The sequence below is a fragment of the Bacillus cereus group sp. BfR-BA-01383 genome (assembly GCF_022663495.1).
Taxonomy (GTDB): domain Bacteria; phylum Bacillota; class Bacilli; order Bacillales; family Bacillaceae_G; genus Bacillus_A; species Bacillus_A cereus_AU.
Genome location: NZ_JAKUFP010000043.1, coordinates 1 through 22,189 on the forward strand (window position 1 = coordinate 1; position 22,189 = coordinate 22,189).

Genomic DNA, 22,189 nt, shown 5'->3' on the forward strand with positions numbered 1-22,189 from the left:
TCAAATGAAAAACACCTCCGTTGAATTTGCATACTTAGTATGCGAATTCAGGAGGTGTTTTTTTCATGTACCACTATTCGGGTTCACTTCATAATGCTAGCTTGGTTTTTATGCTTTTGAAAAACGTTCAAATACTGTCATTAATTCCTCAATTGCTTCGTCACCATTTCCATCTTTAATGGCTCCTGAAACACAATGACTTGTATGATTTTTTAAAACACCCATTCCTACTTTTTTCATCGCTGCATTAATCGCTGAAATTTGCACTAAAATATCAACGCAATAACGATCATTTTCAATCATATTTTGAATACCACGAACTTGCCCTTCGATTCTCTTTAATCTATTTATAATTTGCTCTTTTTCTTTTTCTGATCTATGTGTAGTTGCTTCATGCTCTTTATGATCCATATTATCACCTTCTCAAAGTTTCTCTTCATCCAATAAAACAATTACTTTTACGAGTATATCAATTATAGCATTAAATATCTATGTATGATACCCCATATGAGTATATTCCCACTCTATGATTATTCTTAACAAATTATTAGCTTCTCAGTCTCAATTTTCAGTATACCCTTCCCTTTTTTCAAAAAAACATTAATAAGCGGGGATTGTCCATCCCCACTTATTATTCGTCTACAAGTATAAAAGCCTCAATCTTCACATATTTAAATTGAGACTTTTTTCTTCCTATATATAGTTATTGCTGATCACATACTTTTGTATCATTCACTACTGAAGTTCCTTCAACGGTTACCGTATGAAAACAGTCATTTACTCGAACAGTAACAACATTATCTTGCCGATCAATGATATGATATTCATTAAATTGTTTATTAAGAGCACTGCGAATTTGTTCTCCTTCATAAATTGGAATGCCATGTGATAAAACCCAAATAAGCCCAGCGATAGCGAGAATTGCTTTCATACGATATACCTCCTTGATAATATAGTGAACTTTTAATCCGTTTTTTTTCAGCTCTACTAATCATGAATTGAATTAACCAAGCCTTTTTGGAAATAAGTTCATTTCGTCTATTTTATGTTTATGCTAATTGTGACGGAAATGTGACAACTTTTTGTCTCTTTAGACGAAAAGTTGAAACAAAACTTTCAAAAGGACAATTCTACTTACACAACTAAAAGGCTATGGGGAAATTCCCCATAGCCTTTTAGTTGCATTTTATTAAACAATCATTTCACTATGTTTAATCTTAAGCATTTCAATTTGAATTGTAGTATGTTCAATATGGAACTGTTGTTTTAACATATCAATCATGTTTTGAGGAACTTCATGATCCTCCTATTTTTTATCAATCGTCCAAATATGAAGAGTACGCATATCTCATACACATTCTACACACAACTAATAAATCGTAATCCCTTACTTAAAGAAGTCGGCACAACAGATGCATGATTCTCTCCTTCAGCTTCATAAAACTTAAATATAAATTTATCGTGGTTGACTTGGAGAAGGCGTTGTGATAATTCATTTGCACCGACAACCATATGCTCTCGCTCCAATGACCCAACTGTAAGAAATACGTCTGTTTCAAACTTAGCATTGTTTAATTCATTTATAAGGTTTTCTTCTTTTTCAAGCACAGATTGATTATTCCACCAAATAGATGGACTACTAATAAAATAATTTTGAAAGGACTTTATGTTTGTAAATAGTATATGTAAAGCAAATAGACCACCTAAAGAATGCCCAAATAACGTTTGCTTTCCTTTATCAATCTCAAAATTATTTTCAATTTGTGGTTTCAATTCTTCTTCAATAAAAGTAAAGAAGTTATGCGCTCCACCTGTTTTAGGCCACGGTTTGCCGTCCGGTTTTAAAGGCGCATCTTTTGAAATGATAGAGGGTGTAAAATCATAGCACCTTTCTTCTCCTGAAAATGCCCCTTCAATTGGATAACCAATACCAACTATAATGGCTGGTGAAACACCTGTTTTTTCCGCTCTAACCGATTGTATTTTAACCGCTTCGTGGAATGTTTGAAAAAAGGCATTGCCATCTAAGACGTATATGACCGGATATCCTGACTCTGGTGCTAGTTGCTTCGGTTTTGAAATATGAATTTGATATTCCTTACCTTCTAATTTCGAATACATTTTCCACTGTTCTGTATTAGATGTAATAATCTGCTGCTTTTCAATAGTAGCATTCATTGTAAATCCCCCCCTTTTAACTTGTTACATATATTTCTACTTTTTCATCTTGAGATACAACGCTATCATAACCGAAACAAACAGGGGCCCCGTTATAAGGGTCAATCATGACACGTGCATCAATATGAAATACTTCTTTTAATACTTCATTCGTAATAATTTCTTCTGGGCTACCAATTGTAACAATTTCCCCTTCTTTCATTGCAATAATTTCATCTGAAAACCTTGCTGCGTGGTTAATATCATGTAATACCATTACAACCGTACAATTGTGTTCTTTATTTAACTTCTCTACAATTTGCAGTACATCTAATTGGTGTGACATATCAAGGTATGTCGTTGGCTCATCTAATAATAAAACTTCAGTCTCTTGTGCTAAGGCCATCGCTAGCCAGACCTTTTGTCTTTGTCCACCTGATAAGTTTGCAATTTGTCTCGTTCGAAATTCAGATGTTTTCGTTATGTCTAGTGCCCAATCAATCATCTCTTTATCTTTTGAAGTTAACTTATTTACGTTATTTCGATGTGGATAGCGCCCATAAGAAATTAATTCTTCTACTTTAAGCTCTCCTGGTGCAATTGGAGTTTGCGGAAGTAACGCTAACTGTTTGGCGATTTCTTTCGTTGGAATCGTATTTAAATCCTGTCCTTGCAAATACACTTTACCGTTTTTTTGCTTTAAAATTCGTCCCATTGTCTTTAATAAGGTTGATTTCCCGCACCCATTTGGCCCTATAATTGTCGTTACTTTCCCTTCTTGTATTTCCACATTCAAATCGCGAAACACGGTAAGCTTTTCATAACTCGTTTCTAAATTTTTTGCACTTAAAATACTCACTTTCATTCCTCCTCTTACGCTTTCGCCTTATAAAGTAAATATAAGAAATACGGTACACCGACAATAGAAATAACGATTCCAACTGGTAGCTCTACAGGTGTGAAAACAGTTTTTGCAATAAAGTCTGAAGAAATTACAAGAAACATTCCTATTACTCCGCATGTAGGAATTATATGTTTATGCTGAATACCGACAAGTCTTTTCGCTATATGTGGTGCCATTAATCCAATGAAACCAATACTTCCGGAAACAGCAACACATGCACTCACAAGTCCGATACTGCTTAATAGTAAAATCGATTTCTCTCGTTCTACTGAAACACCTAAACTTGTAATACTCGTTTCTTCCAATTGAAATAAATCTAATAAATAAGCTTTCTTTTGTATAAGAGGAATTAAGATAATAAGCCACGGTAACATGGCAATAATATACTTCCAGTTTGCACTATATATACTTCCTGACACCCAAACTGCAGCCATTTCAAAATCAGTTGACTTCATTTTGAGGGATAAATACATAGAAAAGGCTCCAAATCCCGATCCAATTGCAATCCCTGTTAATAAAAGTCGCTGCGAATCTAACTTACCGTTTTTCCAAGAAAACAGATAGATTATGATGGCTGCACCTAATCCACCTATTAAGCCAAACATCGGCATCATCATAATAGAAACCCAGTCTGTGCTCTTTAATTGTCCTTGAAAGAAAAACATAAAAATTACGATGGCTGTACCTGCCCCGGCATTCACTCCTAAAATACCCGGATCCGCCAATCCATTTCTCGTAATTCCTTGAATAACAGCCCCCGCAACGCCGAGGCCTAATCCTACTAATCCAGCAATTACAATACGCGGCAGACGAAATTCAAATATAACTAAATCATGGTCTGGTACTGGATCAATTCTAAAAAGTGTTTTAAATACATCTGTAATCGTAATATCGAACGTACCATTCGTTAAACTAATATACATAGCACATAGTATTAAAAATATAATAATCCCCATCGTCATTACAAAGCGTTGACTTGAACTTTTAGGCATGTCTCTCTCCTCCTCTTGTACGGATTAAATAAAGGAAGAAAGGAATTCCAATTAAGGAGGTAACGACTCCAATTGGTGTTTCAAATGGATAGTTTACAAATCTACTTACTACATCACATAACGCTAAGAACACTCCACCAATAACGCCTGCACATGGCAAGACCCACTTATAATCTACCCCAATTAAAAAGCGAGTAATGTGCGGAATGATTAAACCTACAAAACCTACTTTACCCACTAAAGCAACGGCTGTTCCTGTTAAAAAAATAACTGATAAAATTGCCATCACTTTAACTAGTTTTGTACGCTGCCCTAGATTAATAGAAACCTCTTCTCCTAAGGAAAGAATTGTAATAGATTTTGATATTAACAGTGCTAAAATTATCCCAATTATCCCAAAAGGTATCGTGATTTTAATGATATTAGGATCTACTTGATCTAACTTTGCATTAAACCAAAAACTAACATTTTGAGAGATTTGGAAATACGATGCCATCGCGGCAGATACACTACTTAAAAATGTTCCTATAACCGTTCCTATAATCGCTAACCTAACTGGTGATAAACCATTTTGAAGGAGCGAACCAAATCCAAACACGATACCGGCTCCTAGTGCGGATCCAATCATTGAACATAAAACCATACCTATTGATGATATTCCTGGAAGAAAAATCATACAAAGTGTAATAACAAAGGCTGCACCATCCGTCACCCCCATAATAGAAGGGGATGCAAGATAGTTTCTTGTCATCCCCTGCATAAGTGCTCCTGATATGGCTAGAAATGCTCCGACTAAAAGAGCTGCAACTACCCTTGGTAAACGTGAAGCAATAATAATATTATGATTTACATCGCTTGAATCAAAATGAAATAATGCATTCCACACTGTTTCAGCATCAATGTTTTTCGCACCATATAAAACAGAAAGTATGACTGTACATAAAATCAATATAGGTGCTATACATAAAATGGTTACTGGTACCGCATTCGTTTTCTGCATATCATTCAACGCACCTTACTTATTGTATTATTTAGATAAATTTTTCACTGCTTCTTTTAAGAATGCTGTTTTACTCCAAGCAGTACCGCCTTGTGCCATTGGATCTACAACGTTTACAAATACTTTCTTTTCTTTCGCAGCATTCATGCTTTGCCAAATTGGATTATTTTCAATATCTTCTAGCACTTTCGGTTTATTATTTTCGCTTGCTTCATATTGTAAGAAAACATAATCTGGATTAATTTCAGCTAGTTTTTCTAAAGAAATCTTTTCTTGTGCTTTTACAGTTTTCAGTTGTTCTGGAACAGTTAATCCAAGATCTTTATAAAGGACAGGGTTGAAGTATACTCCTTCTGGATATAGGAATAATTCGTTTGCTCTTAGTCTAATGACAAGTACTTTTTTATCTTTTAACTTATCTCCCAGTTTTGCTTTTGCTTTTTCAGCGTCCGCATTGTAATCTTTAATAATTTTTTCTGCTTTATCTTTTTTACCAGTTAATTCTCCCATTAACTTCAAGTTATCTTCCCAATCTGTTGAAACGTGTGATACTGGGAATGTTGGAGCTACTTTCGTAAACTTTTCAGCTGTTTCTGTTGGGAATTTCGTACTTGATGTAATAACATCTGGTTTTAATTGAAGCAATGTTTCGAAATTTGGTTCCATTTTCTCCCCAACAGATTTCGCACCCTCTAATTCTTTTTCAAGATACTTTGGTAATTTACCACCTACAGTAATGGCACCAACTGGTTTAATTCCAAGTACTGCCGCATCTTCCATTGACTCTAAACTAGCTGTTGCAATTTTATCTACTTTTGCTGGCACTGTATATTCTTTACCTAAATATGTAATTTTTCGTTTTTCATCTTTTTTCGTTTCTGTAGCTTTTGTCTGCTGCTTTTGCTCCCCTGAAGTCTTATCCGCGCTATTACATGCCGCTAAACCTACACTTAAAACTGTAACCATCCCTAATGTAAATAATTTCTTGTTCATATTTATTTATCTCCTCTCAAAACCTTTAAAAATATTATTCCAACAATAAAATTTAATTATATGAAACATAATCCTCATCTATATTTCACATCGTTAACAAATCTACGTAAAATGGAGAGCCATTCTCGTTCACTTCCCCTAGCATTAAATTCTTTACCGTTCTCACAAACGATAACCATTATCAATGATAATGATTATCGTTATTAAGTATATATTTAATATCAGATTATTTCAAGAATGGTTTGAAAAATTTTAACAAACTGAACAAAAAAAGAAGTATCTCCTTTTTTCAGGAAGATACTTCTTTTTTAGAAATCCATACTTAATTCAACTGGGCAATGGTCTGACCCCATCACTTCGCTATTGATTTTCGCATCCTTTATTTGGTCTTTCATTCTTTCAGAGACAACAAAATAATCTAAACGCCATCCAATATTTTTCGCTCTTGCTCCCATACGGTATGACCACCATGAGTAGGCTCCTTCTTGTTCAGGATATAGGTATCGATATGTATCTATAAATCCTTCCTCTAAAACGCATGTGAATTTTTCTCTTTCTTCATCCGAAAAACCAGGATTTTTCCGATTACTTTTTGGATTTTTTAAATCTATTTCTTTATGAGCAACGTTTAAATCTCCACAAAAAACAACTGGTTTTTCTTCATCTAATCGCTTAATATAAGCCCGGAAATCGTCTTCCCATTTCATCCTGTAATCTAATCGTTCTAATCCACGTTTTGAATTTGGTGTATATAACGTTATCATGTGAAAATCTTCGAATTCTAAAGTAATGACTCTTCCTTCCTGATCATGCTCCTCAATACCTAAACCATATGTAACTGAAAGAGGTTCCTTTTTCGTAAAAATAGCCGTTCCTGAATATCCTTTTTTCACAGCATAATTCCAATATGTATAATATCCCTCTAAATTTAAATCAATTTGCCCACTTTGTAATTTAATTTCTTGTAGGCAAAATATATCTGCATTAGATTCCTCAAGATATTCTAAAAATCCACCCTTTGCGATAACCGCACGCAAGCCATTTACATTCCATGAAATTAACTTCAATTATAGTCCTCCTCTTGATGTTCACTTTCAAAGTTCATGCTATCACAAAATAGAAAAACAATCATATTTTCATCTTTGTAATCTTGCTCTTACATTTGTGAATACGTACATACGCACATTATTCAGGTTATACTAATTTCAGAGGTGATGATCTTTGTACAATGAAGGATTTACGTTAACAAGTGAGTATTGGCAAGCAATTATTCACAATGATTCTTCCTATGATAACAAATTCTTTTATGCTGTGAAATCAACTGGGATCTTTTGCCGACCATCGTGCAAATCGAGAATACCAAATAAAAACAACGTACGAATCTTTCTAAATGCAGAGCAAGCATTGCATGAAAACTTTCGTCCGTGCAAACGTTGTAAACCAAATGGGATCACTTTACCTAATGAAGAGTGGGTAGAACAAATTAAAAACTATATTGAAAAACATTATGACGAAGGATTAACTCTCGACCTACTCGCGGAAATGTGCCACGGTAGCCCATTTCATTTACAACGCACTTTCAAAAGACTAATAGGAATAAGTCCAATAGAATATATACAGCGATTCAGAATTGTTAAAGCCGCAGAATTCCTTTCACATACAAATCAATCCATTAAGGAAATTAGTACTGCTGTCGGGATAGAAAACCCAGAGTATTTCGCAACTTTATTTAAAAAGAAAACCGGATTTACTCCTACTGAATATCGAAAAAAGAACGAAATGAAAGAGGGATACAATAATGAATTCCTATAAAAATAAATCTATATATTGGACGCTAATTACACATAAAAATTGGCGCTTGCATATTGCTGCAACTGAAAATGGACTATGTTTCATAGGATCGCAAGACGAAAATTTTGAAGAACTACATATATGGGCTAGAAAAAAACTGCCACAACATGTATTGGTCTGCGATCCAGATTACTTGCAAACATATACAAAAGAAGTTATCGAGTATTTAGAAAATAAGCGAGAAACTTTCACATTGCCTATCGATGCTTACGGAACTACATTTCAATTATCTGTTTGGAATACGGTACGTGAAATTCCTTATGGGAAGACATATTCTTATTCAGAAATTGCCGAAAGAATTCAAAAACCTACAGCTGTGCGTGCCGTTGCTACTGCTATCGCTGCCAACCCACTTCTTATTACGATTCCTTGCCACCGTGTTATTGGAAAGAATGGGAAACTAACCGGTTTTAGAGGGGGATTAAAAATGAAGAAAGAATTGCTTACATTAGAAAAGTTACAGGTGGAATCCATATGACAGCAGAGTATAATAGCACATTAACTTTAGCAGTTCCAATAGAATTTAGTTTCTATGAAAACTTACGCTATCTTTCCCGTTCTAACAATGAATGTATGTTTCATATTGAAGATAATAAAATTTATAAAGTTATCCCGGTTCAAGATGTAAACCCTTTGGTTGAAATTAGTATGAACACTGATGGCAATTTGGAAATACGTTTTTTAGGAGAATCTTATATCTCTGACAAATGGATATGTGATGTTGTAGCTAACTATGTAACAGAGTGGTTTGATTTAACTACTGATTTAGCTCCCTTTTATAAATTAGCAAAACATGATCCACTCCTTAATGATCCTATTCAAAAGTATTACGGGCTTCGCACATTAGGAATTCCAGATTTATTTGAAGCACTTTCCTGGGGAATTATCGGTCAACAAATTAACCTCACATATGCCTATACGCTAAAAAGAAGATTAGTCGAGCAATTTGGGAAGTATGTAGAATGGAACGATAGAAAACATTGGATATTCCCCTCTCCTGAAACGATTGCAACTCTACATGTAGAGGATCTCAAAAAATTAAAAATGACGACTAGAAAATGTGAATATTTAATTGGTATCGCGAAGCTTATTACAGAAGGGAAACTATCAAAAGAATCTTTATTACAAATACAAGATGTAAAGCTTGCTGAAAAACAATTAACCACTATCCATGGTATAGGTCCGTGGACTGCCAACTATGTTTTAATGCGCTGTTTACGATTCCCTTCCGCTTTTCCAATTGATGATGTTGGTTTGCATAATGCAATTAAATTTCTAACAGGTTCCGAAAGTAAACCGACTAAAAATGAAATCAAAGATTTTGCAGCAAATTGGATAAACTTTGAGTCTTACGCCACTTTTTATTTATGGCGAGTACTATACTAAAAAACCAAGTAGCACATCCGTACTACTTGGTTCTTTTTTAAGCTTGTTCTTCAAATCTTCTTGCGATTTCTACAATAACTTGAACGGCTTTTTCCATAGTATCTACCGAAACATACTCAAATTTACCGTGATAGTTTTCACCACCAGTGAAAATATTCGGTGTTGGTAATCCCATATATGATAATTGTGATCCATCTGTTCCACCACGAATTGGGTGAATGTTTGGCTCAATGTCTAAACTTTTCATTGCTTCATACGCAATATCAACAATTTCTCTCACCGGTTCAATTTTTTCAAGCATATTATAGTATTGATCATTCATTTCTAAAACGACTGCATCTTGCCCATACTTCTCTTGCATTTGCTTCACAATATTTTCAACGTTATGTTTACGCGCTTCAAAATTTTCGCGATCAAAATCTCGAATAATATAATACGCTTTACTTTGCTCGACATCACCATTTAAAGAAAGCAAATGATAGAATCCTTCATAGCCTTCAGTATATTCCGGTGCATCTTCTACTGGTAAATGCCCATTAAACTCCATAGCAAGTTTAGTTGCGTTACGCATTTTATTTTTTGCTGTTCCAGGATGTGTATTCGTTCCGTTAAACGTTAACTTAGCGCCTGCAGCATTAAAACTTTCATACTCTAAACCACCTAATGGACCTCCATCCATCGTATAAGCAAATGATGCACCAAACGCTTCTACATCAAAATGCGCTGGTCCACGGCCAATTTCTTCATCTGGCGTAAATGCAACTCTTATTTTCCCATGCTTAATTTGCGGGTTATGTATTAAATAATTCATTGCAACCATAATTTCAGTCAGACCAGCTTTATCGTCTGCTCCAAGAAGTGTCGTACCATCCGTTGTAATAATCGTATGCCCTTTATAAGATGGTAATTCTGGGAATTGTTCTGGCGTTAGCACAACATTTAGCTCTTCATTTAACGTAATTGCATTACCATCAAAATTTTCATGAATTTGTGGTTTTACGTTTTTCCCTGTAAAGTCTGTTGCTGTATCTAAATGGGCTAAAAATCCAATTACAGGAACATCTTTATCCGTATTAGCAGGAAGTGTTGCCATTACATACCCATTATCATCCATCGTCACTTCTGTTAACCCAATTTCTTTTAGCTCTTCTACTAATAACTTACCAAATTCAATTTGTCCAGGTGTTGTTGGTACTGTATGGCTTTCTTCATTTGACTGTGTATCAATCTTTACATATCTCGTAAATCTTTCAATTAGTTCTTGTTTCAAATTCGTCCACTCCTTTTATATTTCTTTCTCTATTATAATCCTTGAGATGAAATATTTTAACTTTTTTGACTGTAAATGCACGTGTTCTTTCATCCCCTTCTAATTTTGGCGATTCACCGTGCCTAACCATATAGATATATGTATTCATACGTCCTCCTTGAAAATGTTCATTCGTCTTTTATAAACTTTGCTGATTTGTTCGTCTAATCCATTCTCCTACTAAGCTCTCGAATAATTCAGGCTGTTCAATTTGCAAATTATGCCCTGCCATATCTAACACTGCTAATGTTGCTCTTGGATAATCTTCAATAATTTCTATAATATCTTGATAACCTACCGATATATCTTGTCTTCCGGCTAATAAAAGAACAGGTTTCTCATATTTTTTATGATGAAAATCCATAGTAAGAGAGTAATTATTTTGCAACCTTTCAATAAATTCATAATTAGCAATATCTAGTCCTGGCTTAATTTCTTCTTTAAATCGCTTATATGTATATTCATTTGCTACCACCGCTAACTCACAAAAACCCTCTCTTTCCGTAGAAGTGAGCTTATTTAAAAATTCCTCATCTTGTAAAATTACCTGTTTATCTGGAAGAGTCCTTTTTTCTGGATCCGCTACAACAACAGGACATACTAATAGTAATCCGTTAACTCTTTCAAACAGCTTTGTGAGTATTCCTCTGACTAAATAGCCTCCGTATGACTCTCCTACCAATAAAAATTCTTCAGTAGAAATGATTTTCTCAATAAATGTGATAAGCACTTCTACTATACGATCTGAACTATTTATCCAATCTGGAGCATTCGATTTTCCCATTCCAGGTAAATCAATATATATTCGCTTATAACCTTCATATTTCTGAAATACCGCTTCCATACATTTCATCATTAACCTATGATCAGGAGTGCAGCCATGTATGATAATGACTGGTTTTCCTTCTCCAACGATTTCATAGTATATTTCTGCATCTTCAATTCGAAATAACATAAAAAGCCCTCCCTATTTATACATTCCTTTTGAATGGCAACACTATCAAACTTATAAGAATACACGTTCTCAATTTACATCTCCCTACAATTGATTGTCAAATTAAAATTTTCAGACTACAAACAAAAAACTTCCTTCTATTTTTATTTCCTAGAAGGAAGCTAATTTATTTTTACCCTATCATAATTTGAAACCTTGTTCTTCTATTTTCATCAACACAATTCTCCATCCATCTGGATCCTCTATAGTAATCCCTTTTTCTTTCCAATATGGATTCTCTGGTTCTACTTCATCGTATCCCATCTCATGCAGCTTTTGACTCACTTTTTCTATTTCACTATATTCTCGCATATAAAATACTAGTAAATTATCTTTTGTTGGAGCCGGACACGGACTTCCATCTGTATGCCTTGTAAATTCTAAATGATATTCTTCATCTGGTAGACCAAACATGACCCCATCATATCCCTCATGACCATAAAACTCACCTATACGTTTTAAACCTAACCCTTTTTCATAAAAAGATGTAACCTCTTCAAACTTATCTGTTGGACGTGCTATTCGAAACTTCACCCAGTTTTTCATGCTCTTCCCCCATACTAGAAATTTAACAAACGATTTATTATTATTGTATACATGCAACACATTTCTGAAATCCCTCATGAGTATGAGAACTGATACATACAAAGGTCTTACTTAATGCTCCTTAACAAAAAATCCACCAACGCTGAAAGAATTCCCTCATCATTTTATATGTAATTTTGCATATCCACTTGCAAACTACTAAAAAATCATTAAAATGTACGAAATGACTAAATATACAATCCTTATATAAATCTCTCATAAACCAAAAGTTGTTTACTGTAATTTCTCTTCAATTCTAAAATCATTACACTTTGGATTTTTTCACTTATAAACATGATTTTTATAAGGAAATCTGATACAATCTTCAAGTAATATTCTCATGTATAGATATTATGGATTTAGTGCATACTTTAAGAAGGTGATCATTTTGACATTCAACAAAAATTTACAATTATATATATTAATAACGACATTAATTTGTTACTGCAGCTATTGTCTTATATATTTTTTTATATTCCCTAATCATTTTTCTGATTTCAATGTACGCTTCTCTTCACTCATAGTTGAAGGCATTACATTTATTTCATTACTATACTCTTTATATTCTAAAAAGCTTCATGTAAATCTTTTCTGGATCTGTATTACCATTGCGATAGGCAGTTTTTTATTCGGGAAAATACTTTATACATTTCAACATGAATATTTTCAATTTCCAATTCATCATTTTGTTATTTCTGACGTGTTTTACATGATATTTCTATGTTTTTTCTTTATTGCTTTTAGCTATAAAATTTTAAAGGAATGTAATAAGTGGGAAAAATCTTTCTTTATTTGTGATATATGTATAGTGCTCGCTTCCATACTTACATTAGAGTTTTATATATTTAATCAACCAGATTCAAGTATATTCTCTCTTCCAATAGGAGAAATTTTCCTTTCATTTTTATATCCAATTGCAGACTTACTCTTCCTACTACTAGGTATTAGTCTCTTATTACGTCCAACAATTTTTAAATCAAAATGGAAAATGTATATCTTTGTTTTTGTATTAATAAGTTCTGCAATTTTTAACTATACTTATTTTTACTTACATACTCTTTTATCAGCTGACACGATAGCATTATTACGACTTTTATATAGAATACCTATATTACTTATCGCAATAGCCGGTTCTATTTCAGATGATTATACTAGCAATAAAAATTATTTTATTGTACACCCTAAACTAGGAAAAAAAGTTTTAGTTGTATTCCCTTACCTTGCCGTTGCAATACTAATCGGGTTTACATTAAAAGAACAAACATCATCTTCCACTCTCATTACAGGAAATTGTATCGCTTTTGTTTTTGTACTTATTCGACATTCTATTGTAGGTATGCAAAACGCGACTCTAACAAAACGGCTACAAGCGTTTAATGCTCAATTAGAAGATAAAGTTACTGCAAGGACTTCTGATTTAGTCCAAAAATCAGAGGCTTTGTCTCAAAAACAACAAAAATTCAAATCGATTGTAAAAATATCATCCAGATCCTATTTTTACAATCGATTTAAATGGAATATTCTTAAATGTAAATAAAGCAGGAAACAGACTACTCGGAGCCGCAACTAGCGAATTACTTGGTAAGACTTGTCTTTCTGTTATTTTGGATGAAGATAAACATAAACTTGTGTCTGCATTAGAAAAAGCAAAAAAACAAGAATCTACTTCTTTACAATTGCGTTCTCAATATAATAACGGCTTTACTTATTTTTTATATGTTACAATCGTTCCTATTATGATAGATGAACAAATTTCAGGAAGCTACATTATGGTAAAAGATATTACCGCCTTTAAAAAACAACAAGAAGAAATAAAATATTTAGCATTCCACGATACTGTAACAAAAATTGGGAATCGGGCCTTTTTCCAAAAAAAATTAAGAACAGTTATAAGAAATGCACAAACAACACAAAGTGAATTTGCATTACTATATTTAGATTTGGATCGTTTTAAAGTGATTAATGATACACTTGGACATTCAGCAGGTGATTATATATTAGAAGAAGTAGCAAAACGTTTCCAATCCTGCCTTCCATCACATACGTATGTGTCAAGAATTGGTGGTGATGAATTTACAATCTTAGTTGAAAACTATACTGACCATGATTCCTTATTACAGTTATGTAACCAATTATTTGAAAACATGAAAAAAACGTTTATCATACACGAACATAAGTTGACTTTATCTCTTAGCATCGGAATTGCAATTTATCCACATTCCGGAATCGATATCACTACACTATTGAAAAACGCTAATGTTGCAATGTATGACGCAAAGGAAAAAGAACTTAACTCTGTCTCTATTTATGACGATGTAATTGCTAGAAAGATTGAAAGACGATTACGATTAGAAAAAGATTTACCTAACGCAATTCAAAATGAAGAATTGTTCCTTTTATATCAACCTCAAGTTAATAGCAATTCTAATAACATTGTTGGAGCTGAAGCTTTGATTCGCTGGAATCATCCAGATTTAGGTATTATTTCTCCAAATGAATTTATACCAATCGCTGAGGAAACGATGCAAATCATTTCAATTGGAAAATGGACTTTACAACAAGCATGTCAGCAAATGAAATGTTGGCACGCACTAGGATATTCTCATTTAAAAATAGGTGTAAATTTATCTGCTAAAGAATTTGAACAAGAAGGTTTTGTAAAGTCTATTTCTTCTACTTTAGCAACTACAGGTTTACCAGCAAGTTCTCTCGATCTTGAATTAACAGAGCGAATTGCAATGATGGATGAGAGAGAAACATTGATAAAACTGCGTACACTAAAAAGTTTAGGGATTCACATTTCAATCGACGACTTTGGTACAGGCTATTCTTCCCTAGCCTACTTACCTTTATATCCAATCGATACGTTAAAAATCCCGAGAGAATTTATGACAATGTCTGAAACGTATGAAGATGGAATGGAAATCATTAAAACGATCATCACATTAGCACATACATTAGGAATGTCTGTCATTGCTGAAGGTGTAGAAACGAAAGAACACGTGAATTTCCTTCAAAAAAATAAATGTCAATTTATTCAAGGTTACTATTATAGTAAACCTATTCATGCCGATTCATTTTCTACTCTGCTGGAAAAGGGAATTCATTCTCTATAGGTTTACGCAATAATTTTCAGCTCAAATAAATACCAAAAAGGAAAGAAGAGTCCGTCTCCTCTTTCCTTTTTCTATATTTTGCAACTTTTCATTTCCTTCACATATCATTTATTTAAGTAGGTATTAATACATTTATGATAACAGACTAGAATAGGAGGGGATTATATGCACCACGACAGCTCACATAATAAATTTCACAAAAATACCCCTCTTTCCCTCTTCTCTATAAAAAATGAGCTAAAACAAAAATGCATCAACGCAAATAGTTCCCTTTCCCCCCTTTCGAAAGAGGAAGAAATATTACTACATACAATTAAAGAACAAACAAAATTATTAAATCAAAATAATGTAACAAGGACGCGTGCTTACTTTCAGTTTCACAAAAAGCATCCTGAAATACATTGGGCACTGCTTGGACATATGGTTTCACGTAACGGTGGTTGGAACATGACTGATTTAAAAGGGGATTTATATACGAAGCTATTATCTGAAAAAGATCAATTTACTTTCTTTTCTTTTTTAGAGCGCGGAAACTGGCTTATTTTTCAAGATATATATCCACAATTTTTACTATATGAACAAAGTGTTAAAAAATCCACAAACCTTTTCCACCTTCTTCCTCACCTCAATGTTTCAACATTTATGGAAACGATGTGGAATTCCTTTTGGAAAACTGGAAACAAAAAAATATTAGCAATTGCAACTATTATTAATGAACAAAATTATTTAGAAAAAAGAGTCATTCAAAATGAACACTTCAAAAAAAATGTTCTAAATAGCATTGGATTTAAACTATTTGATTTTTTTCAGTTCAATCATATCCTCTTTCCTTTTCACGAAAGTAAAATGAATGCTAAAACATTACTAATTGGTGATACAATGAAACATTTCACTTCACTACATGAACGTATTTTACTTGGGAAAAGATTATACGCATTGCTATTTCATAATGAACATATTCTATCTCAAGTTATAAATTGGGCAGATACTCATCCTCATACAGGTTCACGAAAAGATTACTGGCCACATTTATTTTCAAGTGTAAACGAATCCTTTTCAAGAGCGTTTTATAAACGAAGAATAAAAAATTGCCAATTAAAAAATGATTCCTATCGTATATATAGCCCCGCTCTTATTTACGCATGGAAAAATATGAACCACGAAGAAACAAAACATGAAGATTGGTTTAACGACTGGCAAGTAATACATTATTTAACTGATAAGGAGGAAAATATAATTGGGCAAATTACAGAAGACTACTGCAAAACACTCGAAAAAATTGAATTGGCAATTCTCGCAAAGAAAAATGTCCTCCTTAGAGAAGAAGAATGATTTTCTAGCATTAGCAGTTACAATTTTTCTCTCTACTGTTATCGGAACATGCTTAGATGCTTTCTTTGTCACGAAACAAATATATTTCTTTCCGGTTAGACCGTTCCCATCCATATTTTCAGTTAACATAGGCTTTACGTTGTTTGTATTACCCATTTTAACATCCGCTTTCATACAAATCTCAAAAACATTATCTGCAGTTTCTAGAACTCTATTGATTATTTCAATAGGTATTTGTGCTAGTATTTTTGAACAAGTTGCTGAGAAACGAGGTTTATTTATTCATAGCGCAGACTGGCATCATACTTATTCTTTGTTTGGGTATATGATTTTCCTTTCTTTTATTTGGAGAGTATATAATTGGATACAAAAATAAAGAGACCATTATTGGTCTCTCCTTAAGCATAATCTTCAGTTAGCGCTAATGGTGCAAGAGTTTGGAGACTTTTAGAACGTAAACGATAGGCAACGACGTTCTTCTTATATTGCTTTATTACATCAACATGTTCCTCATAACTATATATCGATAATGTAATTGTTCTTTTCCCTTTCTTCGTTTCAATGATTATCGGTGTCCCCTCACCGTGTGGTGGAAAATAATGTTTATCTAAAAATAAAGCCTCGTTAAATTCATGAATAACTTGCGTTTTCTTTTCCCCTTCTATATTCTTTCCATCTAGCGATACAGTCGTATGTTCTTCATCAAGTTTTTGATGTAATTCAAATCTACTAATAATAGATTCTACAACAGAAGTCGGCATACTAGAAACTAGTACTTTAAGAGCGCCAAAAATAAATAATGTAACTATAAACCATGTTGTCACTTTTATCATCTCCATACATTTTAAAATACCAATTTCATTCCATAAGGTATTAATATACTAATAAGTATTCCTGTTACAATCATCGTTACTGAACCAATAGTAGCTTCTTTCTCTCCCTCTTTCACTAGACGACTCACACCAATAATATGTGATGCGCAGCCCATTCCAACGCCTTTTCCAATCGTACTTGTTATACGACAAAGCTTAAGCATTGTTGGTCCAATAATAGCGCCAGTTATTCCTGCAACAACTACAAAACTAGAAGTCATAGATGGAATACCACCAATTTGATCCGCTAATGAAATAGCAATAGGCATCGTCGCTAATTGTGGTAGAGTTGTTAATATAAGTTCCTTATCTATATTTAAAATTTCACCAATCACTACATTCATAGTTGTTAAAGTCACTATACCTATCACTACGCCGATAAGTATCGATAAAAAGTTTTTCATAAGTATTTTTCGCTCTTTAAATAGAGGTATAGCTAACGCTACAATTGCAGGGCTCAAAAAGCCTGAAAGGATGTCTCCTCCATTTTCCTTATAATCTTGATGAGAAACTCCAAATGTAAGGAATAAACAAATCATAATTGCTGTTACTGTTAACACTGGTAAAGTAAATGGAAAGGTAAATTTTTTATATAACTTTGTCGCAAATAAATAAATTACTACAGTAATAATTATTAAGACCATTTGAATCGTGCACCTTGTCGATTTTATTTTTTTGATGTTACTAACAATTGACTTACATACCCTGAAACAATCAATGTTACTACCGTACTTGCAACAACTAAAAGGAATATAACACTCCCCTTACTTAAAAGAAAAGATCCGTATTCCATTAATCCTGTTGTCGAAGGAATTAGAAATAACGGTAAAAATACTATTAATTTTTCTGCGCCTACCTCAAACCACTTTAATGGCAAAATACGGGTAAAAAGGAGTAGGAACAGCATTAACATCCCTATTAAACTTCCTGGCATCGATAGATGGAATATTTCCTGAATCCACGTACCAGCTAAGCTAAATACATATAGCACGCCTACTTGAAGTAAAAGCATCACGTACTTCATTTCTTTCCCTCATTTCAACATTACATATCAATATTATGAAATCTCGTTTAACGTTTCCGCAAACCTTGTAATTCCAAGCTTGATTTGTTCTATATTCGCTCTACCAAACGTAAATCGTATATATTCATTTTTAGAACCTAAAACACTGCCCGGAACAAATGCGACACCATTCCGTATAGATTCACCTAATAAGTGATATTCATCAAACGTTCCCTTCACCTTACACCATACATGTATTCCACCCTCTGGAACGAAACATTCAACTCGGTCTCCCAATGTTTCTTCAAGCTTTGCAATTAATTCATCTCTTCTTTGCTTCAATTGTCCACGGAGCATCGTAATATGCGTATGAAAATCCTCCGATTCTAAAAATTGATTTGCTACCCACTGCGTAAATACACTATGACCAAAATCAACTTGCTGCTTCGCATCTGCTAAACGTTCTATTACGCGCGTAGGACCAATTACCCAGCCAATACGTAATCCTGATGCAACAATTTTTGATAATGAACTTATATAAAGAACATTTCCATTTTGATCCATTGATTTTAATGTTGGATTCACTTCTCCATTAAAAGAAGTTAAACTGTACGGATCATCTTCTACAATCGGTATCCCGAATTCAGAAGACAGTTCTAAAATTTTTTTACGTCTCGCTAATGAAAGCACAGTACCCGTTGGGTTTTGATAATCCGGATTCAAAAACACCATACGAATACGATGCTTTTTGTGCAAATCGATTAAGTCATCTGGATTCATTCCATGCTCATCAACAGGTAAATGGAATATGTTTAAACCGGCCGATTTAAACATCGGAAGCGAGAAACAATACGAAGGATCTTCAATTGCAATCGCATCGCCAGGTTTCAATAAGCATTGAACGATAAGATTAAGCGCCTGTTGTGCTCCTGATGTAATAAGAATAGAACTTGATTCCGCTTCAATTTGTTTATATTGCTGAACATGTGCTGCAATTGTTTTTCTCAACATTTCATTTCCAAGTGGATGGTCATAACCGAGGTTTTCCATAAATATTTTCTCCGACAAAATCGTTCGAAATCTATCACTCGGAATTAATTCTGGTGACAATTCACCACTCGCTAAATTAATTAAGTCATCTTTTTGTGTTTCCGTTCGAATTTGTTGAACAAGTGGTACATTAGGTAAGAACGATCCATCCTCAACGTACCTACCCCAGTTCGGTATTCGTTTATGCGACACACCCCATATGTCTGTATTCACCCGTGTTCCACTTCCTTTTTGCCGTTCTACTACTCCAAGTGACTTTAATTCTTCATATGCAGCTATTATCGTACTCCGGTTCACTTGTAATTCCTTTGCTAACATACGCTCAGAAGGCAACTTACTATCAGAAGGAAATTCACCTGAAGAAATGCCTCTTTCTATATAATCAGCAATTTGTTTATAAACAGGTGTCTTATCTGCACGATTTGGTTTCCATTCCATATAGTTCCCTCCTCTCAAAACGAACCATCCTCAATTTATTACTAACAGTATTCACTGTAATAATAGGATTAATCAGTCACATTTTCTTATCCTTAAATGGATATATCCAAAACGGTTCTCTTTCTAACCACTAAATACTATCAAATCACTACCGCATACCATGTTACCCCCACCAGTAGAACAAAAAGAAGGAGAATATAAATAGCGGATAAATTTTTTACATTCTTCTTTGTAGACTTACCATAATTCTCCTCCACATTTCGCGCAACTAGTACGGTCCCAAATAGCGATACAATTACAATAATAACAACTAGTGAAATTGCAAAACTCATTGTCTTTTCACCTCTCTAAGGCCAGTCTATTTTCATAAAGAACTTCCTTTTTAAAATTTCGATAAAATACTACCTTTCTTCTCTTATCATAATAGATGTTTACAAAAAGCGGACCAACCACTTTTGTGTTTTTTTGCTCATCCACTTTATAAATAAAAACAACTGACCTCCTAGGATCAGTTGTTTTTTACAAGGCTAATTATACTCAGCTGCACTTAAAATTAATGCGATTTAAAAGTTGGTCTTTTCATAATGAAACATCGATTGAGATAACTCGAAAGTGATTAAAGATTACTCCCTTAAATCTTACATACCTTACGAAAACAAAAACATTCTCCCTCTCTATCAATATAGCTAGTTCCTACCTTTCATAATTTGTTATACACTAAGAAAATAGCAAACAAACTATTCGTTAGCAGGTGAAAGAATATGTATGATGTTACAATTATCGGCGCTGGAGTAAGCAGCATTTTTACGGCTTATTCATTAGCTCAAAGTAACAAAAATGTTTTAATTCTTGATAAAGGTAAACCGCTAGAACATCGAAATTGTCCTTTAGACCAAGGGAAAACGTGTACCTGTCACACGTGTGATAAATATTTCGGTTTTGGTGGTTTAGGAAAATCTGAAGGGAAATTTAATTACACAAATGGGTTTGGAGGCGAACTTGAGAAAAAAGTCGGTAAAGAAGGCTTTATACAACTAATGGCTGAAGTAGATGAAATTCTATGTCGGTTTGGCGGAAATTCGGTTTCAAAATATTCTACAGAAAATCTGAATCTCACTAAGAAGGCTGAAGCGTGTGGTTTACAAATGTTAACAACTGAAGTAAGGCATCTTGGTACTGCACTTTCAAGTAACATTTTCCAGCAGCTCTATGAATTTTTACTTGCGAAAATAAATATCCAATTTCATATAGATGTACAACATATCAGTAAACAAAAAGATCATTTTAAAATAGAAACAAATCAAGGAACAGTTCATTCTAAACAACTAGTATTTGCAACTGGGCGCTCTGGAGCGGATTGGTTAAAAGAAATGTGCGCTTCCCTTAATATTTCTCAGGAGCAGACTCGTGTAGATTTAGGTATTAGAGTAGAGATGAAAGAACATCAATTACGTTCTATATTAAAAGATACTTTTGAGACAAAGCTTTCTTATGAGCACGAACATTTCACAGCTACTACTTACTGTATGAACCCAAAAGGACGCATTATTCGAAAGTACGAAGAAGGTTTAGTTATGCCTGACGGTCAAAATTTCCGAGAGCAAGGAACTAGCACTCCTAACTTAAATTTCACTTTATTTATCCCGCGCTATTTTCCAACTCTCAAAGAAGCAAATGTATACGCAAATTCAATTATTAAAAGCATTAACCAAGGACGAGATAGGATTGTTATACAACGCTTAGAGGACTTAATAAAAAAACAACCTACAGCGGAAAACAGCATAAAACATAATCGTATACAACCTACACTACACGGAGATTATGGAGATTTGCATAAAGAAATTCCGCAATTATATATTGAAGGGATCAAAGAGTTTTTATTACGCCTAGAACAATTTATCCAAGAACCTATCGATAAAGATACTTTATTATATGGAATTGATGGAAAATTCTATGCTCCTACCATAAAAGTCAATAACCATTTTGAAACAAGTGTGGATGGGCTATTTTTAATCGGTGATTGTTCAGGGGTCACTCATTCATTATCTCAAGCAGCTGCAAGTGGTCTGTATGTTGGAAAGTACTTGTCTGACATTTAATTTCTATAATTAAGATGCCAGTCAAGTATTTTCAGTTTCACAACACTTTACTTATCTAGTAATAACGTTAATGAAATTCTTATCTCTCTCCCGCTGATGATTAACCCA

22 protein-coding genes and 3 pseudogenes are annotated in these 22,189 nt (G+C 33.7%); 7 read left to right on the forward strand and 18 right to left on the reverse strand.

Annotation, left to right across the window (positions count from 1 at the left end; translation table 11 throughout):
- Window positions 1-108: 108 nt before the first annotated feature.
- The 9 genes and pseudogenes from MR065_RS24010 to MR065_RS24050 form a co-directional block, all read right to left on the reverse strand.
- On the reverse strand, window positions 109-411 hold the full coding sequence (locus MR065_RS24010) for a metal-sensing transcriptional repressor (protein ID WP_070144516.1): 303 nt from the start codon (window positions 409-411) through the stop codon (window positions 109-111).
- Between the two features lie 292 nt (window positions 412-703).
- Window positions 704-931, reverse strand: coding sequence for a hypothetical protein (locus tag MR065_RS24015; RefSeq protein ID WP_097902876.1), 228 nt, complete (start codon window positions 929-931; stop codon window positions 704-706).
- Between the two features lie 258 nt (window positions 932-1,189).
- Window positions 1,190-1,348 (reverse strand): annotated as a pseudogene (locus MR065_RS24020) (cation diffusion facilitator family transporter); the annotation flags it as partial.
- Window positions 1,349-1,359: 11 nt separating this feature from the next.
- Window positions 1,360-2,178: an alpha/beta hydrolase gene (locus MR065_RS24025; RefSeq protein ID WP_242215318.1), complete on the reverse strand. Its 819-nt coding sequence runs from the start codon at window positions 2,176-2,178 to the stop codon at window positions 1,360-1,362.
- A gap of 16 nt (window positions 2,179-2,194) precedes the next feature.
- Window positions 2,195-3,016 (reverse strand): ABC transporter ATP-binding protein, encoded by an 822-nt coding sequence (locus tag MR065_RS24030; RefSeq protein ID WP_242215319.1) that lies wholly within the window; start codon window positions 3,014-3,016, stop codon window positions 2,195-2,197.
- A gap of 14 nt (window positions 3,017-3,030) precedes the next feature.
- Window positions 3,031-4,053: a FecCD family ABC transporter permease gene (locus MR065_RS24035; protein ID WP_242215320.1), complete on the reverse strand. Its 1,023-nt coding sequence runs from the start codon at window positions 4,051-4,053 to the stop codon at window positions 3,031-3,033.
- Complete coding sequence (locus MR065_RS24040; protein ID WP_242215321.1) at window positions 4,046-5,053, reverse strand: FecCD family ABC transporter permease; 1,008 nt, start codon at window positions 5,051-5,053, stop codon at window positions 4,046-4,048. The genes MR065_RS24035 and MR065_RS24040 overlap by 8 nt, the downstream gene beginning before the upstream one ends.
- A gap of 27 nt (window positions 5,054-5,080) precedes the next feature.
- A complete protein-coding gene (locus MR065_RS24045) occupies window positions 5,081-6,046 on the reverse strand; it encodes an iron-hydroxamate ABC transporter substrate-binding protein (RefSeq protein WP_242215322.1) in 966 nt (321 codons plus the stop codon).
- A gap of 308 nt (window positions 6,047-6,354) precedes the next feature.
- Window positions 6,355-7,113, reverse strand: a complete 759-nt coding sequence (locus MR065_RS24050; protein WP_098267807.1) for an exodeoxyribonuclease III — start codon at window positions 7,111-7,113, stop codon at window positions 6,355-6,357.
- Window positions 7,114-7,267: 154 nt separating this feature from the next.
- Between MR065_RS24050 and MR065_RS24055 the strand changes: the two genes are divergently transcribed.
- Genes MR065_RS24055 through MR065_RS24065 form a run of 3 tightly spaced genes read left to right on the forward strand, consistent with a single transcriptional unit; the run spans window position 7,268 to window position 9,283 of the window.
- Entirely contained in the window at window positions 7,268-7,858 is a 591-nt protein-coding gene (locus tag MR065_RS24055; RefSeq protein WP_242215323.1) for a bifunctional transcriptional activator/DNA repair enzyme AdaA, read from the forward strand.
- Window positions 7,845-8,375 (forward strand): methylated-DNA--[protein]-cysteine S-methyltransferase, encoded by a 531-nt coding sequence (locus MR065_RS24060; RefSeq protein WP_242215324.1) that lies wholly within the window; start codon window positions 7,845-7,847, stop codon window positions 8,373-8,375. The genes MR065_RS24055 and MR065_RS24060 overlap by 14 nt, the downstream gene beginning before the upstream one ends.
- Window positions 8,372-9,283: a DNA-3-methyladenine glycosylase family protein gene (locus MR065_RS24065; protein WP_242215325.1), complete on the forward strand. Its 912-nt coding sequence runs from the start codon at window positions 8,372-8,374 to the stop codon at window positions 9,281-9,283. Before MR065_RS24060 ends, MR065_RS24065 begins: the two co-directional genes overlap by 4 nt.
- Window positions 9,284-9,320: 37 nt before the next feature.
- On the opposite strand, the gene pepT is transcribed toward MR065_RS24065, so the two are convergent.
- From pepT to MR065_RS24085, 4 genes and pseudogenes are all read right to left on the reverse strand, one after another.
- Window positions 9,321-10,553, reverse strand: coding sequence for a peptidase T (gene pepT / locus MR065_RS24070; RefSeq protein ID WP_242215326.1), 1,233 nt, complete (start codon window positions 10,551-10,553; stop codon window positions 9,321-9,323).
- A gap of 64 nt (window positions 10,554-10,617) precedes the next feature.
- Window positions 10,618-10,701: pseudogene (locus MR065_RS24075) on the reverse strand (histidine phosphatase family protein); the annotation flags it as partial.
- A 30-nt stretch (window positions 10,702-10,731) separates the two neighbouring features.
- Window positions 10,732-11,547 carry an alpha/beta fold hydrolase gene (locus MR065_RS24080; RefSeq protein WP_242215327.1) on the reverse strand — a complete coding sequence of 272 codons (816 nt, stop codon included), beginning with the start codon at window positions 11,545-11,547 and terminating at the stop codon, window positions 10,732-10,734.
- 180 nt (window positions 11,548-11,727) lie between these two features.
- Window positions 11,728-12,132, reverse strand: coding sequence for a VOC family protein (locus tag MR065_RS24085; RefSeq protein WP_242215328.1), 405 nt, complete (start codon window positions 12,130-12,132; stop codon window positions 11,728-11,730).
- A 427-nt stretch (window positions 12,133-12,559) separates the two neighbouring features.
- Between MR065_RS24085 and MR065_RS24090 the strand changes: the two are divergent.
- The 3 genes and pseudogenes from MR065_RS24090 (at window position 12,560) to MR065_RS24100 (ending at window position 16,995) form a co-directional block, all read left to right on the forward strand.
- Window positions 12,560-15,287, forward strand: a pseudogene (locus MR065_RS24090) (sensor domain-containing protein).
- A gap of 165 nt (window positions 15,288-15,452) precedes the next feature.
- Window positions 15,453-16,619, forward strand: coding sequence for a DUF2515 domain-containing protein (locus MR065_RS24095; protein WP_242215329.1), 1,167 nt, complete (start codon window positions 15,453-15,455; stop codon window positions 16,617-16,619).
- Window positions 16,594-16,995, forward strand: a complete 402-nt coding sequence (locus MR065_RS24100; protein ID WP_242215340.1) for a CBO0543 family protein — start codon at window positions 16,594-16,596, stop codon at window positions 16,993-16,995. The genes MR065_RS24095 and MR065_RS24100 overlap by 26 nt, the downstream gene beginning before the upstream one ends.
- A gap of 22 nt (window positions 16,996-17,017) precedes the next feature.
- Here the strand turns inward: MR065_RS24100 and MR065_RS24105 are convergent, their stop codons facing one another.
- From MR065_RS24105 to MR065_RS24125, 5 genes are all read right to left on the reverse strand, one after another.
- Window positions 17,018-17,443, reverse strand: coding sequence for a YfmQ family protein (locus MR065_RS24105; protein WP_097902891.1), 426 nt, complete (start codon window positions 17,441-17,443; stop codon window positions 17,018-17,020).
- 20 nt (window positions 17,444-17,463) lie between these two features.
- Window positions 17,464-18,135: an LrgB family protein gene (locus MR065_RS24110; protein ID WP_242215330.1), complete on the reverse strand. Its 672-nt coding sequence runs from the start codon at window positions 18,133-18,135 to the stop codon at window positions 17,464-17,466.
- A 23-nt stretch (window positions 18,136-18,158) separates the two neighbouring features.
- Window positions 18,159-18,515: a CidA/LrgA family holin-like protein gene (locus MR065_RS24115; protein ID WP_242215331.1), complete on the reverse strand. Its 357-nt coding sequence runs from the start codon at window positions 18,513-18,515 to the stop codon at window positions 18,159-18,161.
- Window positions 18,516-18,548: 33 nt separating this feature from the next.
- Window positions 18,549-19,982: a MocR-like pyridoxine biosynthesis transcription factor PdxR gene (gene pdxR / locus MR065_RS24120; RefSeq protein WP_242215332.1), complete on the reverse strand. Its 1,434-nt coding sequence runs from the start codon at window positions 19,980-19,982 to the stop codon at window positions 18,549-18,551.
- 140 nt (window positions 19,983-20,122) lie between these two features.
- Window positions 20,123-20,314, reverse strand: coding sequence for a hypothetical protein (locus MR065_RS24125; RefSeq protein ID WP_088230056.1), 192 nt, complete (start codon window positions 20,312-20,314; stop codon window positions 20,123-20,125).
- Between the two features lie 429 nt (window positions 20,315-20,743).
- Between MR065_RS24125 and MR065_RS24130 the strand changes: the two genes are divergently transcribed.
- The gene (locus MR065_RS24130; RefSeq protein ID WP_242215333.1) at window positions 20,744-22,081 is read left to right on the forward strand and encodes an NAD(P)-binding domain-containing protein; all 1,338 of its coding nucleotides are present in this window, start codon (window positions 20,744-20,746) and stop codon (window positions 22,079-22,081) included.
- Window positions 22,082-22,189: the final 108 nt, after the last annotated feature.